The sequence below is a fragment of the Hyphococcus sp. genome (assembly GCF_965267305.1).
GTDB lineage: Bacteria > Pseudomonadota > Alphaproteobacteria > Caulobacterales > Parvularculaceae > Hyphococcus.
The window spans coordinates 2,746,827-2,762,290 of sequence record NZ_OZ253945.1 but is presented as its reverse complement, the minus strand read 5'-3'; the positions used below and the strand labels follow the sequence as shown (position 1 = coordinate 2,762,290).

Sequence of the window (15,464 nt, the reverse complement as noted above, 5' to 3'; positions counted from 1 at the left end):
GATGAAACGCACGACACTGTCCCAATTCGCCCCAATTGCAGCCGGCCTCCTCGCCGGGAGTTTGATCGCGACGGGCGCATATGCTCAGTCCCTGGGCGGCTTTCCCATCCGCGAGCCGGGCGCCGGCTCGCAAGCCTCCGGCGACACCGGAAAAGGCTCCGGCAAAAAAGGCCCGATGCAGATCATCGTGGACGCCAACGGACCTGGCCCTTACAAAACGATCTCTGCAGCCATAGACGACGTTGCGGAAGGCGGCGTCGTCTATGTGATGCATGGCGTTTACAACGAATCGATCAATCTCGATAAATCCGTCTTCATCCAAGGCGACCGCGGCCCGGGCTCAGGCGTCGAGATTTCCGCGCCCATGAACGCGCCCTGCCTCAATTTCGCGCCGAAAGAAGGCACCGCCCATGCGGTGGTCGCCAATGTGAAATTCGCGGCGAAGATCAACTCCGGCGCCGACGCCTGCATCGACGTCGATCAGGGCGTGTTCACCCTGAAGGAAAGCGACGTTCTGGGCTCCGGCGTGCGGCCGGCCGTGCGCATCAATGGCGGCACGGTCATGCTGGAGAAGAACCGAATTTCCGCTGGCTCCGAGGGCGTCTATGTCGCCCAGCCGCATTCGCTTTCCCAGAGCTTCATCATCGACAACAAGATCCTGCAGAACAAGGTCGGCGTCGACATCGCCAACGGCACGCGTTCCGACGTCGTCATCGCCGGCAACGAGATTTTCGACAACCTTGAATCGGGCGTCAAATCCTCCGGCTACGGATCGGCAAGCCTTATCGGCAACAAGATCCGCAACAACAAAGGCTCAGGCGTCATTCTCGACAAATACGCAAAGCTCTCGCTAGTGCGCTATAACGAGATTGCGCAGAACAGCCGCGACGGCGTCGCCATCCCGTTCGGCGTCAATGGCGTCATCGAAGACAACGAGATCATCGGCAATGGCGGTCTTTCGATCTTCCTGCGCGAAGGTCTTGAGCCGAAAATCACCAACAACACCATCGAGAACAATGGCGGCGACCGCGGCAAGAAAAAACGCCGCTAGGCGCCCCCGCCAGTTCAAAACGAAAACCCCGCTTCGGCGGGGTTTTTTCATCGGCAAAAGGACCTGATAATGAGCGGCTTGCCTGCCTGCCCGCAATGCGGATCGACCCTCACTTATGAGGACGGGTCCATGCTGGTTTGTCCGGAATGCGCTCACGAATGGAACCCAGCGCCTTCAGACGCTGAGGACGACCGGAGCGGCTTTGTAGACGCCAACGGAACGCCTCTCGCCGATGGTGATACGATCACCGTCATCAAAGACCTCAAGGTCAAAGGCTCCTCGCAGGTCGTGAAGGTCGGCACGAAAGTGAAAAACATCCGCCTAGTGGGCGGCGATCATGACATTGACTGCCGGATTGACGGCATCGGACCGATGAAGCTGAAATCGCAATTTGTGAAAAAGGTCTGAGACGAACGACACGCCTCTATCGTTGGGAACCGGATCGCTGATCGCGCTGGACTGACGCCGAGTGGTGCCCCTGGCCGGACTCGAACCAGCACGCTTTGCAGCACCTGATTTTGAGTCAGGCGTGTCTACCAATTCCACCACAGGGGCCCTGTGAGAGCGGCGCATGATAGGCGGGGTTGGCCTTCGGTCAATGGGCGTCCAAAGATTTGTTAAGCGGGGCTATGTAAGATTGTCGAAACCGCCTACATCACCCCGGAAGTTTGGGCTTCGCCTTTCATGACTGCTGACGCCGAAAACATGAACTCCATGCGCGGGGCGACCCGCGTTCTGCATGACATTCTCGACGAGCTTAAACGCGCGGCGCCGGAAAATGCGGGCGGCAACGAAGCCTCAGCGGCGGCCCCAACTGCAGCGTTGGGGGATGTCGTCGACCGTCTCGATGAACGGGCCTTCGGTTTCCTCCTCCTCCTTCTCGCCCTGCCCTGTTGCCTGCCTTTCGTTTACGGACTGCCGCAGATCGTCGCCCTGCCGATGCTGGCGCTAGCCGCCCAACTCGCCATGGGCAGGCGACATCCGTGGCTGCCGAAAAAACTGAATGACCGGCGCTTCGCGATCCCGGCCTTTTCAGGCGTTTTGTCGCGTGCGGAGAAATATGTGGGGTGGGTCGAATTTATCGCCCGGCCGCGCTTTAGACCCGTGACCAGCCATCTCGCCATGCGCATCATCGGCGCCTTGATGCTGATCCCGATCGCGTCGATCCTGACGCCGCTGCCGCTTACCAACACGATCCCCGGCATCGGCGTCGCCATTGCCGCGCTCGGCCTGATCGAGCGCGACGGCCTCCTTGTCATTGGCGGATTGCTGATCGGCTTTATCTGGGTTTTTCTCCTCATCTTCGTCGGCGCTGAAACCTTAAGTCTTGTTAAGGCCTTGCTCTTATCGCGCGGCTAATTTTCGCCTTCTCGACGTGTGACGATCCGCCAGAGGCGTTGCGGAAGCGGAACCGCTAAGATGTTTGGCATGATCGGTTTTGTGAAAAACCTACCTTTAACAGAACGCGCCCTCGGCCTCTCTCTCGCCGCGAGCAGCGCTATGCTCGCCGGCGCGCATCTTTTCGAAAAAGTCGGCGGGCTTGTCCCCTGCATTCTCTGTCTCGACCAGCGCGAGGCGCACTGGACAGCGCTCGGCGTTGCGGCTGCAGGTCTCGCCGCCTCACGTCTTTTCAAATCGAAGCTTAGCGCAGCCGCCGCCGTCGGCGCAGCGGCGCTTGTATACGCTGTCAGCGCCGGTCTCGCTTTTTATCACACAGGCGTCGAATACGGTTACTGGCCCGGGCCCGCGATCTGCTCCGGCGGGGCCGATCTCGGCGATCTCAACATCAACGATCTCGCCGCCTCGCTGACCGAAAAGACAGACGCTCCCTCCTGTGAAGACGTGCAGTGGCGGTTTCTCGGCGTTTCCATGGCGGGCTACAACCTTCTCGCCTCGGCCGGACTGTTTGCGTTGACGCTCTTCGCAGCGCTCAGCGAAACCCGTACAGCGCGCCATGTGCGCCGGACGGCGGCCGCATGAACAATTCTCGGCATAAGGGCCCCCATAAACCCGGACCCCGCGCCGCGCGCATCGGCGACATGCTGCGCGTCGATCACGCCGGCGAATATGGCGCAGTCGCCATTTATCGAGGCCAGCGCGCGGTGTTCGAGCATCTGCCGCACAAGGCGCATACAGCGCGGCTGTTGAAAGATATGGAAGAAGGTGAAGCGCATCACCTTCAAACCTTCGACCGCCTTCTCGCCGAGCGCAAAGTGCGCCCCACCCTTCTGACGCCGTTCTGGAACGCCGCCGGATTTGGTCTCGGCGCGGCGACGGCGCTGATGGGCGAGAAAGCCGCCATGGCCTGCACCGAAGCGGTCGAAGACGTCATCGAAAAGCATTACGCGGAACAGATCGAAGAGCTTGGCGACAGCGAACCTCAATTGCGCGAGACCGTGCGCCAATTCCGAGAGGACGAGCTTGAACACAAGCACAAGGCGGAGGGCGAAGGCGCGCGCGAGGCGCCCGGCTACCGGCTCCTTTCTGCGGCGATCCGCCTCGGCTGCCGGGCGGCGATCCGCATTGCCGAGAAAGTCTGATCCTCCAAACTTTGCGACGGGCCGTTTTGCTTCCCTGGCGGCCCCCGGCTATCATGGACGCAACCAAGACGTCTCAAGGAGTTTTCATGAAAAACAAATACTTCGCGCGCCGCGCCGGCGCGCTTGCGGCCGTTTCCATGCTGGCGCTCGCCGCCGCCTGCGGCCGGGATGGAGGCCAGGCCGACACCGCCGCGCCGAGAGCCTCCCAAGCCCCTGCGGCGACCGCAGCAGAGGATGCCGAACCCACCATAGCCGACGCCGCGGACTTCATCGCAGAAGTGGAGACATGGACCCGCGAGTTCGGCGAATATTACAGCCGCGTCGCCTGGGTTCAGGCGACCTACATCAATTACGACACCAACTGGCTCGTAACGAAAGCCGACACCGAAGCCACGGAAAAAGGCGTCGAGTTCGCCAATGAGGCCAAGCGTTTCAACGATCTCGACCTGCCGACGGAAATGCGCCGCAAGCTTGAGGCGATCAAGCTTGGCGTCAATCTGCCGGCGCCATCGCGCCCTGGCGCGGCCGCAGAACTCGCTGAAATCAACACCCGTATGGGCGCCGCCTATGAGACTGGCAAGATCGAACTCGACGGCAAACAGGTCCCGCGATCCGAGCTTGAAGTGATGATGGGCGAGATCCGCGACCCCGCGAAGCTGCAGGAAATCTGGACCAAATGGCGCGAAGTGCCGGTCACGACGGACGATGACGGCAACTCCATCAAATCCGACTACGCCAAGATGGTTGCGCTCGCCAATGAAGGCGCGCGCGAGCTCGGCTACGCCGACGCCGGCGCCATGTGGCGGTCGCGTTACGATATGGACCCGGACGAATTCGCGGCCGAGATGGACCGCCTCTGGGGCCAGGTGAAGCCGCTTTACGACGAGCTTCACTGTTACGTTCGCGCGGAACTGAACGAGCAATATGGCGACGAGGTCGTCCCGCTCGATCAGCCGATCCGAGCCGATCTGCTCGGCAATATGTGGGCGCAGACCTGGGGCGGGCTCAACGACCTCGCCGCGCCCGCAGGCGCGGAAACGCCTTATGACCTCACCGAGCGTCTGGTCGCCAAAGGCTATGACGCGAAAAAGATCGTGGAGACTGGCGAAGGCTTCTTCTCCTCCCTCGGCTTTGAACCGCTTCCCGAAACTTTCTGGGAGCGCTCCATGATTACGAAGCCGGAAGATCGCGAAGTCGCCTGCCACGCCTCGGCCTGGGATCTCGACTGGGCGGACGACATCCGCATCAAGATGTGCACCTCCGTCAACGCCGACGATTTCCGCACGGTGCATCACGAACTTGGCCATAATTATTACCAGCGCGCCTATCAGGACAAATCGGTCCTCTTCCAGACCGGCGCTAATGGCGGCTTCCACGAGGCTATCGGCGACATGATCTCGCTTTCGATCACGCCGGAATACCTGAAAGAAATCGGCCTGATCGATGAGGTTCCGGACGCGTCCAAAGACATCGGACTCCTGATGAATGAAGCGCTCGAAGGCGTTGCGTTCCTGCCCTTCGGTCTTCTTATGGACAAATGGCGTTGGGAGGTTTTCTCCGGCGAGCTGACGCCGGAAACCTACAATGAAGGCTGGTGGAAGCTGCGCGAGCAATATCAGGGCATTCGCCCGCCGGTCGCGCGCGGCAGCCAGTATTTCGATCCGGGCGGGAAATATCACATCCCCGGCAACGTTTCTTACGAGCGTTACTTCCTCGCCCGCATCCTGCAGTTCCAGTTTCACAAGGCGGCCTGCGAAATCGCCGGCTGGGAAGGCCCGCTTCACCGTTGCTCCGTTTACGGATCGAAAGCGGTGGGCGCACGCTTCAACGCCATGCTGGAAATGGGCGCCTCGGAGCCCTGGCCCGAAGCTTTGGCCGCCTTCACCGGCTCGCGCCAGATGGACGGCTCGGCCATGGTCGCCTATTTCCAACCTCTGCTCGACTGGCTGCAGGAACAAAACGAAGGCCGTTCCTGCGGCTGGTGATCAGCCCCGCACAAACAGCAAAAGCCCCGGTTTTCCGGGGCTTTTTTATATCCGGCGCTCAAAAACACTGCGTCATAGTGCCGGACCGCAGCAACCCTGCGGCGCGCAGGCTGTTAGTTTTCCTGTTTAGAGCAAAAAAGAGAGGAGCCACGACGTGAGCCTCCAGTATCACAGAAATATCTTGATGACCGGTGCGGCGGCACTATTTGCACTCACCACCGCCTGCGCCAGCGATGGGAATAGTTTCGCCGAAACCGTCGGCGATGAAGGCGCGGAAGAAAGCGTTCTGGCTGACCGCTGGTCGGACGGCAAGGACTTGCAGGACGAAGGCGAAGAGCTTGCAAAAGAAGCTGACAAGCTTGAGCGCAGAGGCAACCAGGAAATTCGCAAGGGCCGGAACCTGATCGCCAGCGGCGAAGCCGCCGTCGCGACACAGAAAGAACGCTATCGGCAAACGGTCAGAGGATTTGGCCTGGCGGTGACGCCAACTCAGTTGAAATCGGAGATCGACACGCTGCAATCCATTCAGGACAAGTGGAAAACAGGACGCGAGCAGATTGCGCGCGGAGAAAAACTCATTCGGGAAGGCGAACAGCAAACAGCCGAAGCTGAGGACAAGTCCCGGCGCGCCGAAACGTTGATCGCCCGCGGAACGCAGCAAATGCGCGCCGCCGAAGCCCGCTACGATCCCGGCGACGGCGCTGATGCCGGGCTGTAAGAGAACTCACTTATTTTCTTCGCGACGCTTTTTCTTCGTGGCCTGACATTGCCTCGCGAGCAGCAAGCGCCGCGGCGACATCATCGAGCGCAACGCCCGCTTCCGCCAGCATGACGAGCAAGTGATAGAGAACGTCGGCGGCTTCGGCGGTCAGATGTTTCTTGTCGCCGGAGACGGCTGTGAGCGCGGCTTCGACCGCCTCTTCGCCGAATTTCTTGGCGCATTTTTGCGCGCCGCCCGCCAGCAAGGACGCCGTGTAAGACGCATCGGCGCTTGCGCCCTTACGAGCGGCGATAGTCGCCTCAAGGCGTTTTAAGACGGCGCCAATGTCGTTTTGATCGGACATGATTTCTCCTTACGCCGCTTTGGCGGTCCGCATGGGCAGGCCCGCCGCGGCCATAGCCGCCTTGGCTTCGGCGATGGAAATCTCGCCAAAATGGAAAATTGACGCGGCTAGCACTGCGGATGCTTTTCCTTCCGTTGCGGCCTCAACCAGATGTTCTACTGACCCGGCGCCACCCGAAGCGATTACGGGCACGTCCACCGCCTCGGCGACGGCGCGCGTCAGGGGGATATCATAGCCGGTCTTGACGCCGTCGCGATCCATGGAGGTCAGCAGGATTTCGCCCGCGCCGCGTGCGACGACGTCTTTTGCAAAGTCCACCGCATCGATCCCTGTCGCATTGCGCCCGCCATGGGTGAAGATTTCCCAGTGATCGCCGACGCGTTTCGCATCGATGGCGACGACCACGCATTGCGCGCCGAAGCGGTGCGCCGCCGCATTGATGAGATCGGGATTTTTCACCGCCGCCGTGTTGATCGCCACCTTGTCGGCGCCGGCGAGAAGGAGCGCACGGAAATCGTCGAGCGACGCGACGCCGCCGCCCACAGTGAGCGGCATGAAACAGCGTTCGGCCACGGTTGAGACCTTGTCCAGCAAAATCCCCCTGCCCTCATGGCTTGCAGAAATGTCGAGAAAACAAAGCTCGTCGGCGCCGGCGGCGTCATAGGCCTCAGCGGCCGCAGCCGGATCGCCCGCATCGCGCAGATTGACGAAATTGACGCCTTTCACCACGCGGCCGTCTTTCACGTCGAGGCAAGGAATAATCCGTATATTGAGCATCTGCTTTATTGGTTCCGCCAGAAGGGCGTCATCTTTTCAAACGCCTGAAAGGCCGCGTCAATCTTTTTGGCCGCCTCGCGCGCTTCGGCAGCCTTGTAGCCGGAGATGAACCCCGCCGCGCGCATGGCGCCCTCGCCGCCGCCTTTCGCGGCTTCATCGGCGAGATGCTGGGCCACCACCGCATCATTGACCGCGCCGAAGGCGTCCTGAAGCTCCGACAGCGCCGACATGTAGGGCTTGCGAAGGGACTTGGGATAGAGATCGCGGAAAAGCTGGACCGGATAGCGGAGTTTCTTGAGTGCGATGCGCAAGGGGTGACGCGCCGCGAGATCGGTGGAGCCCTTCACATCCTCCCCGACCCGGAACGCTTTCGCGAGGACGCGGTCGAGGACCGCAGGCGCGAATTCTGAGACCGGCCGGGCGAGCTTTTTCTTGGCGCCCTTGCGCCAATCCTGCAGCACGCCGGCCGCGAGAAGATCAATCAGGAACCGGGCGAAGTCGGGCGAGGAGATAACCCTGACGGCGTGCGCCCAGCCTTCGGCCCTCTTCATCTCAGCCCGGGCTTTCAGCTCCCTGAGGCGCTCGGGCGCGTAATCGGCTTCGAGCGCCGCAGGCAGGGTCTCGTCCAGAAAGACGTCCCAGTCGCGCGCGGGCCCAAGCGCATTCGCAAGCGCCTTGGCGCGCGCGGCGAGACCGGCGATCTCGTCCGATCTAAGATACCGCCGGTATATCCGTTCAATGGCGCGCAGGCGCCGCAGCACAACACGCATCTGATGCACGCCTTCGGGGCGCCGGAGCTCGATCACCGCTCTTTGCAGGAAGGCGGCGCGTTCGGCGCAGTCCGACAACTGCATCGCCAGCACCTCCCCCGCGGTCATTTCGGGATCGAGAGGAAGGCGCGCCGACTTGCCGATGGGGTCGGCGCCGGGCAGCAGCGCCAGCGCGGATCCCAGCTTGGTCTCAGTCGAGAACCGCAGCGGCGCGTTGGCGGTAAGGAGCCGGGCGAAGTCGAAAACAGCCGCCGGTTCGCCGGAAAGAAGCTCTAGCTCCACTTCCGCCAATGGCCCGGTAAAGCTGCGCCCTTCCCCGTCCAGCGCCTCCACCGATCCAAGATCCACGGCAAGTTCGATCTCCGCGCCCTTGAACCGGACAACCGCCGCCCAACGGTCGACAGTGGTTTTCGCCACTGGCAGAAGCCGGTCGCGGTAGCCGGCGATCAGGCTGTCGGTCTTGTCATCGCCTATCGCTTTGGGAAAATCGGACTCTCGGCCAAGCGAGCATTCAAATTCAAGCCGGCTCGCAGCATCAGCGCGTTTGGCCTTCACAGCCTGAACAAGCTCGGCCCCCTCTTCGCGAAGGCGAAGGCTCAGCCCCCGGGCCGCCAGTGCGCCGTCATTGGTGTCATAATAGCGGGAAGAAAGCCGCTCCCACGCGCCTCCATCCGGCGCGGCCGCCGCAAAGAAGTCGCTAACGGGCAGCGCCGCGGCATCGGCGGGCGCGCCGGTGAATTTCAGCTCAAACTCGATGCGGCCTCTATCACTACGGCCTTTGTCCATGACCCGCGGCATAGCCCCCAATTACGCAACAAGGTCAACCTAGCGGACCCAGCAGCGAATGACCAACATGGCGCTAGCGCGCCGCGGCCAGCGCCTCGCCGGGGTCGATCCGCCCGTCATAAAGAGCCCGACCGATGATGACGCCTTCGATATTGGCATGGGCGGCTTTCAGCGCCGTTACGTCTTCGAGCGATGCGACCCCGCCCGACGCGATCACCGGTATGGCCGACATATCCGCCAAGTCCGCAGTGGCCTCCACATTGACCCCGGCGAGCGCGCCGTCGCGGCTGATATCGGTATAGACAACCGCGGCAACGCCCTGATCCGCATAGCGTTTCACGAGCTCGGCGGGGCTGGTTTCCGTGTCGCCGTCCCAGCCGTCAGTCTTAACCCGGCCGTCGCGGGCGTCGACGCCGAGCACGATCCGGCCCGGATAGCGTTTGCAGGCTTCCGCAACGAAATCCGGGTCGTTGACCGCGGCCGTACCGAGGATCACGCGGGTCATACCGGCCTCCAGCCAGCGTTCCACCGCGGCCATATTGCGAACGCCGCCGCCGAGCTGGGCCTTGAGTGAGACGCGCTTGAGGATCGCGTCTACCGCCTCGCCATTCACAGCAGCCCCGGCGAAAGCCCCATCGAGGTCCACGATATGGACCCAATTAAAGCCAGCAGCCTCGAAGGCGGCGGCCTGCGACGCTGGATCCGAATTGTAGACGGTGGAAGCTTCCATCCGGCCATGGAGAAGGCGAACGCACTCGCCGCCTTTGAGATCGATGGCGGGATAAAGGGTGAGGCTTCGCGTCATGCAGGCGACCAGGAGAGAAAGTTTCTGAGAAAGGCTAAACCGGCGGTCTGCGACTTTTCCGGATGGAACTGCGCGCCCAGAAGATTGTCCCGGCCGATCAATGCGGCGACATCGTCGGCGTGGCGCGTAACCGCATAAAGATGGGAGTCGTTTTCGGGAGCGAAATGGAACGAATGGGCGAAGTAAAACGCCTCGCCATCAAGCTCCTCGAAGACCGGGTTGGGCACCGTCAGCCGCACCTCGTTCCAACCCATATGAGGAGCCCGAAACTCTTCCGAATGGGGCAGGGGAATGACCTCGCCTGGGATCCAGCCAAGCCCTTCGGAGCCCTCGAATTCAAGGCCGCGATTGGCCAGAAGCTGCATTCCGACGCATATGCCGAGAAACGGCCGGCCCGCGATGAGCGCAACATGTTCGATAGCCTCCAGCACGCCGTCGCGGGCGGCGAGGCCGGCCATACAGGCGGCGAAGGCGCCAACGCCCGGGAGGATGATGCGGTCTGCTTTCGAAATGACATCGGGATCGTCGGTCACGGATACATGCCGGGCGAGGCCGGCTTCCCGCGCAGCCCGCTCCACGGCCTTTTCAACAGAACGCAGATTTCCAGAGCCATAATCGATGATCGCAAGCGTCTCAGCCATGGCCGAGGCTTGTACCGCTGCTGAGGCCGGGAACAAGGGGAGGGCGCAAACAAAAACCGCGCCCTGATGGGCGCGGTTTTCAACTCGTGAGGGCTCCCGCCCTTAGGCGTCCGGGAAGCAGGCCTGAATGGCGCCCTTGGCGTTGTCGCTTAGCGCCTCCAGGTCTTCCGGCCCCTGAACAGACAACAATTCCGCGGTCGCATCGGCATCTGCCGTCTCGGCGAGACATGAGCAGCCCGAGGCGTCGGAGCCGTTCTCCACCGCATAGGCTTCGCAATGGCCCTCAAGGTCGCTGGAGGCGAGGGTCGGCGCAGCCGAGAATCCGGCGACGGCGAGTGCGATGATTAGTTTTTTCATTTGGCGTTTCCTTCCTTGGTTTTCAAACTTTAGCGGGTGCATTTGTCCATGGCCGCCTTGGCGTCGTCGGACGCGGCGTCATAGCGTTCAGCCGGATCGGCAATGTCGGCGAGGGCGAGGAATTCGTCCGCAAGATCGTTGGCTTCGATTTCCGCTTCGAGGCAGGCGCAGCCGGACGCATCCCGGCCATCCGCTTCAAGCGTCGCCACGCACGCGTCGGCCCATTCACCCGCGAAACTCGCGGACAACATGACCCCCGCCGCCGCAGCGACGGGCAGAGCTAGTTTCAAAAGCATGTAGGCTCCCTAATCGTTGTGCGCGCTCGGAGCCCTTTCTGAGGGCGATACGCAACAGGAGCGCTGTTTTCGTCCCAGTCCGGGACGGATGTCACCCAAAAGCGCCCGGGGCGTCAACGGCCTTGTGCCGCGCAGGCAGGGACAAAAGGGAACAAATCGCCGAAACAGCTGTTTTCATTACATGATGTCACAAAAAGCTGCATATCAACCCGGCCAGCACACGGCCGAAAATCCGGCTTCTTCTTCGGAGGAAGCGGAAAACACCGAGGACACGCTTCGCGTCGCCAACGAGGAGACCGCGGCTCCAGTCCCTGAAACGAAGACCACCGAAGAAGTGCGCCAGGGCCATACGGGCGATCACGTCCGCTACATCCTGATGTATTCGACCGTGGGCATCCTTATCGTCTTTGCGATCCTGCTGGCGCTATATCTGTTCTAACCAAGCTACAAGACGCGCCTATAGCGATCCTTTAGTCGACGGGGCGCCGCCGTCGCTGCGCGGGTCCATTTCCAGCGCTTGACGGAAGGCGCGCGCCGTCGCCTTAAAACAGCTCTCAATAATATGGTGGGTGTTCTCGCCATAAAGATTTTCCACATGCAGGGTCAGCCCCGCATTCATGGCGAAGGCGTGAAACCATTCCTTGAAAAGCTCGGTGTCCATGTCCCCGACCTTCGGTCGTGCAAAGTTCACCCGCCAGACCAGATAGGGGCGTTTTGAAATGTCGATCGCGGCGCGCGACAGGGTTTCATCCATGGGAATGTAGGACGCGCCGAAACGGCGAACGCCGGCGCAATCGCCGAGCGCCTTCGCTGCTGCCTGGCCCATAACGATGCCCACATCCTCAACCGTGTGGTGCATATCGATATGGAGGTCGCCTTCGCACCGGATTTTGAGATCGATCATGGAGTGCTTAGCGAAAGCCTCAAGCATATGATCGAAAAAACCGATGCCGGTTTCGATATCGTAATCGCCTGACCCGTCGAGTTCGAGCGCGACGAAAATCTCCGTCTCCCGCGTTTTCCGTTCAACTGTCGCCGCGCGCATGGCCGTCTCCTTTGACGCCGCCTCATGAGGATGGCATTGAACCCTTCAATTCATGGGGTCGGGGCCAGTCCTAGGCAAAAAACCCGCCGCCGTCCATGAAAAGCCAGCCCTCACAGGAGTTTAAAGGCAAAGTCATGAGCAAGACGTCAATGCACGGAACAACCATTCTTGCCGTCCGCAAGGGTGGCGCGGTGGCGGTCGGCGGGGACGGGCAGGTAAGCCTCGGCCAGACCGTGGTAAAGGGCGACGCCCGCAAGGTGCGACGCCTGTCCGGCGGCAAGGTGATCGCTGGCTTCGCCGGCGCGACGGCGGATGCTTTCACCCTTCTCGAACGGCTCGAGGCGAAACTAGAACAATATCCCGATCAGCTCACAAGGGCCTGCGTCGAGCTCGCCAAGGACTGGCGCACAGACCGGTATTTGAGGCGTCTCGAAGCGATGATGATCGTCGCCGATAAGTCCGTAACGCTAACGCTCTCCGGCGCGGGCGACGTTCTGGAGCCGCAATTCGGCGTCACCGGCATCGGCTCCGGCGGCGATTATGCACGGGCGGCGGCGAGGGCGCTGATGGAGGAGACCGATCTTCCCGCCGATGAGATCGTCAAAAAGGCGATGGCGATTGCGGCCTCGATTTGCGTATACACAAACTCCTCCCTGACGCTCGAAACCCTTTCGGAGTAGGGGCCGCCCATCGGCATCCGGTTAAGTATCTTTTTCACAACACTGCGCCGAAATCATACAATACGCCTGGCTCGGATGCTGGCGACTTAACCATAGCATTTGGGCCTGCACCTTTCGCATTAACCGCAAAAACGGCTGAAATTGTTCGCCGGAAGGGTGTATTTGCCATCGGCCTGTTAATCAGCATGGAAATTAACCATGCGCCGCGCATCCCCCGGTTGTTTTGACCCGTTACGATACATGATTGACGAAATTTAAGATTCCGCGTTCGGAGTAATCCCGGATCTAGTTTGCGTACAGGGGTTCTCCATGAAGTATATCATCGGCATTTCCGCCGCAGCGGCGCTGAGCCTTTCAGCCGCCCACGCTACGGCAATCTACACCACGTCTGGCAGCAGCGACATGGTGTCGAATAACTACAATTCGCAAGTTTATGAAGACGACGGCGTCACCATGACCGTGACGGCCGGCATCTTTACCGACACGCCTGTCACCGGCGATGCAGTCGTGACGCCCGGCGGCAATGGCGCGCGGCCGATCGCTTACAGCCCGGGCACCGGGATCACGCACAGCACCGACAACCAGCATTATGTCGACGGCTACCTTCCGGAAGTGTTGATCCTCAGCTTCGACGCGACGGTGCAGCTCACCGGCGCCATTTTCTCTTACGTCGACCCCAATGACACGTTCGATCTCTTCGTCGACACGAACAACGACGGCATTCTCGAGCGCATCTACGAAAATCTCGGCATGCCGAACAACAGCATCGCCTTTGTCGATCTGTTTTCTCTCAATCTGGTCGGCAAGCTCTTCGGCATTGGCGCCAGCGAATACGCCTACAACTGCCGCCAGACGATGTGGGGCCAGAAATGCGACAAATACTCGCCGGCCTGGAAACTGAAAGCGGTCAAATTCGAAGAGATTCCGGACGTGCCGCTGCCGGCCGCGCTGCCGCTCTTCATGGCGGGCCTTGCCGGCTTTGGTTTTGCGAGCCGCAAGAAAAAAGTCTGATCGCTTTTCTCTGAGAAACTGCGAAGAGGGGACTCCGGGGCGCGCCTTCAAGGCGCGCCTTTTTTCTTGGGGAAAACTCAGGCCGGCATTGCGCTTTGCGGCAGGGAGCCTATGTCAGGTCGGTCTTTTCCTTAAGTTCCCGTGATGCATGACTGACTTTTCTCCCCGCGAAATCGTTTCCGAACTTGACCGCTTCATCGTCGGCCAGAAGGCTGCCAAACGCGCCGTCGCCATTGCGCTCCGCAATCGCTGGCGCCGTCGCCGCGTCGAAGGCCCTTTGCGCGATGAAATCACGCCCAAGAACATTTTGATGATCGGGCCCACCGGCGTCGGCAAGACCGAGATTTCCCGGCGCCTCGCAAAGCTCGCCGGCGCGCCGTTTCTCAAAGTCGAAGCGACAAAATTCACCGAGGTCGGTTATGTGGGCCGCGACGTCGATTCCATTATCCGCGACCTCGTGGAAATCGCTGTCGGGATGGTGCGCGACAAAAAACGCGAAGATGTGAAATCCGCCGCGCAGGAAGCCGCCGAAGAACGCGTTCTCGATGCGCTGGTCGGGGAGCATGGAAGCGAGACAACGCGCGAAGCGTTCCGGAAAAAACTTCGCAATGGCGAACTCGACGACCGCGAAATCGATCTCGATTTGCGCGAAACCCAAAGCGGATCGCCGATGTTCGAAATCCCCGGCATGCCCGGCGCGCAGATGGGCATGATCAATTTGTCCGACATGCTGGGAAAAGCGTTTCAGGGACCGAAGACGACGAAGCGCATCAAGATACGCGACGCCTATGACCCGCTGCTAGCTGAAGAGGCCGATCAGCTGATGGATGAGGACGCCATCGGCCGCGAGGCCGTCGATCTTGCACAGAATGACGGCATCGTTTTTCTCGACGAGATCGACAAGATCGCACGTTCCTCGGATCGCGCCTCCGCTGACATTTCCCGCGAGGGCGTGCAGCGCGACCTCTTGCCGCTGATTGAGGGCGCGACCGTCGCCACCAAATACGGACCGGTGAAGACCGACCATATTCTCTTCATCGCTTCCGGCGCGTTTCACCTTTCGAAACCGTCGGACCTGTTGCCGGAGCTTCAGGGCCGCCTGCCGATCCGAGTGGAGCTCGACGCGCTCTCCCGCGACGACCTTCGCCGCATCCTGACCGAGCCCGAAGCAAGCCTCGTCAAGCAGTATTCGGCGCTTCTTTCGACTGAAGGAGTGACCCTAGACTTCACCGAAGACGCCATCGACGCGCTGGCCGACGCCGCGGCGGAAGTGAACGCCGGCGTCGAAAATATCGGGGCGCGCCGTCTCGCCACCATTATGGAGACCGTGCTGGACGACGTTTCTTTCACCGCCCCCGACAAGGACGGCGAGACCGTTTCCATCGACCGGGCCTATGTGACGGCGCGCCTTGGGGAAATCGCCAAAAACGCCGATTTGTCCAAGTATATCCTATAATTAGCAAACTCCCTTTCGGCTCTGCAACAATCCTGGGGGTGATGCCTTTTGGCGTCATCGGCGAGGAATCGGCGCCCTTGAGGCGCATTGCCCCGAAGAGACGGCCAAATCCGCCCCTTTCCCGCCAAATGCGGGCTTTCACGATGCTTAATGACAGGTTAATCTGTTAAGTCTTGAGGGAGTAGGAGCGGGGATTGGTC

At 61.0% G+C, this 15,464-nt stretch carries 19 protein-coding genes and 1 tRNA gene; 11 read left to right on the top strand and 9 right to left on the bottom strand.

Going from position 1 to position 15,464, the window contains the following annotated elements:
* The first annotated feature begins 1 nt into the window (after window position 1).
* Together ACQY5P_RS13135 and ACQY5P_RS13130 are read left to right on the top strand one after the other, a co-directional pair.
* A complete protein-coding gene (locus tag ACQY5P_RS13135) occupies window positions 2-1,051 on the top strand; it encodes a right-handed parallel beta-helix repeat-containing protein (RefSeq protein ID WP_428407322.1) in 1,050 nt (349 codons plus the stop codon).
* Between the two features lie 69 nt (window positions 1,052-1,120).
* Window positions 1,121-1,459: a zinc ribbon domain-containing protein YjdM gene (locus tag ACQY5P_RS13130; RefSeq protein ID WP_428407321.1), complete on the top strand. Its 339-nt coding sequence runs from the start codon at window positions 1,121-1,123 to the stop codon at window positions 1,457-1,459.
* Between the two features lie 62 nt (window positions 1,460-1,521).
* On the opposite strand, the gene ACQY5P_RS13125 is transcribed toward ACQY5P_RS13130, so the two are convergent.
* Window positions 1,522-1,606, bottom strand: a tRNA-Leu gene (locus ACQY5P_RS13125).
* Window positions 1,607-1,735: 129 nt separating this feature from the next.
* Here ACQY5P_RS13125 and ACQY5P_RS13120 point away from each other — a divergent pair.
* The 5 genes from ACQY5P_RS13120 to ACQY5P_RS13100 all read left to right on the top strand — a co-directional run bounded on the left by ACQY5P_RS13120 (window position 1,736) and on the right by ACQY5P_RS13100 (window position 6,294).
* On the top strand, window positions 1,736-2,410 hold the full coding sequence (locus tag ACQY5P_RS13120) for an exopolysaccharide biosynthesis protein (protein WP_428407320.1): 675 nt from the start codon (window positions 1,736-1,738) through the stop codon (window positions 2,408-2,410).
* Between the two features lie 60 nt (window positions 2,411-2,470).
* The gene (locus ACQY5P_RS13115; protein WP_428407319.1) at window positions 2,471-3,031 is read left to right on the top strand and encodes a disulfide bond formation protein B; all 561 of its coding nucleotides are present in this window, start codon (window positions 2,471-2,473) and stop codon (window positions 3,029-3,031) included.
* Window positions 3,028-3,591 carry a demethoxyubiquinone hydroxylase family protein gene (locus tag ACQY5P_RS13110; RefSeq protein WP_428407318.1) on the top strand — a complete coding sequence of 188 codons (564 nt, stop codon included), beginning with the start codon at window positions 3,028-3,030 and terminating at the stop codon, window positions 3,589-3,591. Before ACQY5P_RS13115 ends, ACQY5P_RS13110 begins: the two co-directional genes overlap by 4 nt.
* Window positions 3,592-3,677: 86 nt before the next feature.
* Window positions 3,678-5,576, top strand: coding sequence for a M2 family metallopeptidase (locus tag ACQY5P_RS13105; RefSeq protein WP_428407317.1), 1,899 nt, complete (start codon window positions 3,678-3,680; stop codon window positions 5,574-5,576).
* A gap of 154 nt (window positions 5,577-5,730) precedes the next feature.
* The gene (locus ACQY5P_RS13100; protein WP_428407316.1) at window positions 5,731-6,294 is read left to right on the top strand and encodes a hypothetical protein; all 564 of its coding nucleotides are present in this window, start codon (window positions 5,731-5,733) and stop codon (window positions 6,292-6,294) included.
* Between the two features lie 10 nt (window positions 6,295-6,304).
* On the opposite strand, the gene ACQY5P_RS13095 is transcribed toward ACQY5P_RS13100, so the two are convergent.
* From ACQY5P_RS13095 to ACQY5P_RS13065, 7 genes are all read right to left on the bottom strand, one after another.
* On the bottom strand, window positions 6,305-6,640 hold the full coding sequence (locus ACQY5P_RS13095; RefSeq protein ID WP_428407315.1) for a phosphoribosyl-ATP diphosphatase: 336 nt from the start codon (window positions 6,638-6,640) through the stop codon (window positions 6,305-6,307).
* Window positions 6,641-6,649: 9 nt separating this feature from the next.
* The gene (gene hisF, locus ACQY5P_RS13090) at window positions 6,650-7,417 is read right to left on the bottom strand and encodes an imidazole glycerol phosphate synthase subunit HisF (RefSeq protein WP_428407314.1); all 768 of its coding nucleotides are present in this window, start codon (window positions 7,415-7,417) and stop codon (window positions 6,650-6,652) included.
* Window positions 7,418-7,422: 5 nt separating this feature from the next.
* Entirely contained in the window at window positions 7,423-8,973 is a 1,551-nt protein-coding gene (locus ACQY5P_RS13085) for a CHAD domain-containing protein (protein WP_428407313.1), read from the bottom strand.
* A gap of 73 nt (window positions 8,974-9,046) precedes the next feature.
* Window positions 9,047-9,778 (bottom strand): 1-(5-phosphoribosyl)-5-[(5-phosphoribosylamino)methylideneamino]imidazole-4-carboxamide isomerase, encoded by a 732-nt coding sequence (hisA, locus tag ACQY5P_RS13080; RefSeq protein ID WP_428407312.1) that lies wholly within the window; start codon window positions 9,776-9,778, stop codon window positions 9,047-9,049.
* Window positions 9,775-10,419, bottom strand: coding sequence for an imidazole glycerol phosphate synthase subunit HisH (gene hisH / locus ACQY5P_RS13075; RefSeq protein ID WP_428407311.1), 645 nt, complete (start codon window positions 10,417-10,419; stop codon window positions 9,775-9,777). Before hisH ends, hisA begins: the two co-directional genes overlap by 4 nt.
* A 102-nt stretch (window positions 10,420-10,521) precedes the next feature.
* On the bottom strand, window positions 10,522-10,776 hold the full coding sequence (locus tag ACQY5P_RS13070) for a hypothetical protein (RefSeq protein ID WP_428407310.1): 255 nt from the start codon (window positions 10,774-10,776) through the stop codon (window positions 10,522-10,524).
* A 29-nt stretch (window positions 10,777-10,805) separates the two neighbouring features.
* On the bottom strand, window positions 10,806-11,072 hold the full coding sequence (locus ACQY5P_RS13065; RefSeq protein ID WP_428407309.1) for a hypothetical protein: 267 nt from the start codon (window positions 11,070-11,072) through the stop codon (window positions 10,806-10,808).
* Between the two features lie 181 nt (window positions 11,073-11,253).
* Between ACQY5P_RS13065 and ACQY5P_RS13060 the strand changes: the two genes are divergently transcribed.
* The gene (locus ACQY5P_RS13060; RefSeq protein WP_428407308.1) at window positions 11,254-11,511 is read left to right on the top strand and encodes a hypothetical protein; all 258 of its coding nucleotides are present in this window, start codon (window positions 11,254-11,256) and stop codon (window positions 11,509-11,511) included.
* A gap of 18 nt (window positions 11,512-11,529) precedes the next feature.
* Here the strand turns inward: ACQY5P_RS13060 and hisB are convergent, their stop codons facing one another.
* Window positions 11,530-12,117: an imidazoleglycerol-phosphate dehydratase HisB gene (gene hisB, locus ACQY5P_RS13055; RefSeq protein WP_428407307.1), complete on the bottom strand. Its 588-nt coding sequence runs from the start codon at window positions 12,115-12,117 to the stop codon at window positions 11,530-11,532.
* A 134-nt stretch (window positions 12,118-12,251) separates the two neighbouring features.
* Between hisB and hslV the strand changes: the two genes are divergently transcribed.
* The 3 genes from hslV (at window position 12,252) to hslU (ending at window position 15,264) form a co-directional block, all read left to right on the top strand.
* A complete protein-coding gene (gene hslV, locus ACQY5P_RS13050) occupies window positions 12,252-12,797 on the top strand; it encodes an ATP-dependent protease subunit HslV (protein ID WP_428407306.1) in 546 nt (181 codons plus the stop codon).
* A gap of 309 nt (window positions 12,798-13,106) precedes the next feature.
* Window positions 13,107-13,808, top strand: coding sequence for a VPLPA-CTERM sorting domain-containing protein (locus tag ACQY5P_RS13045; protein ID WP_428407305.1), 702 nt, complete (start codon window positions 13,107-13,109; stop codon window positions 13,806-13,808).
* 148 nt (window positions 13,809-13,956) lie between these two features.
* Entirely contained in the window at window positions 13,957-15,264 is a 1,308-nt protein-coding gene (gene hslU / locus ACQY5P_RS13040) for an ATP-dependent protease ATPase subunit HslU (RefSeq protein WP_428407304.1), read from the top strand.
* Window positions 15,265-15,464: the final 200 nt, after the last annotated feature.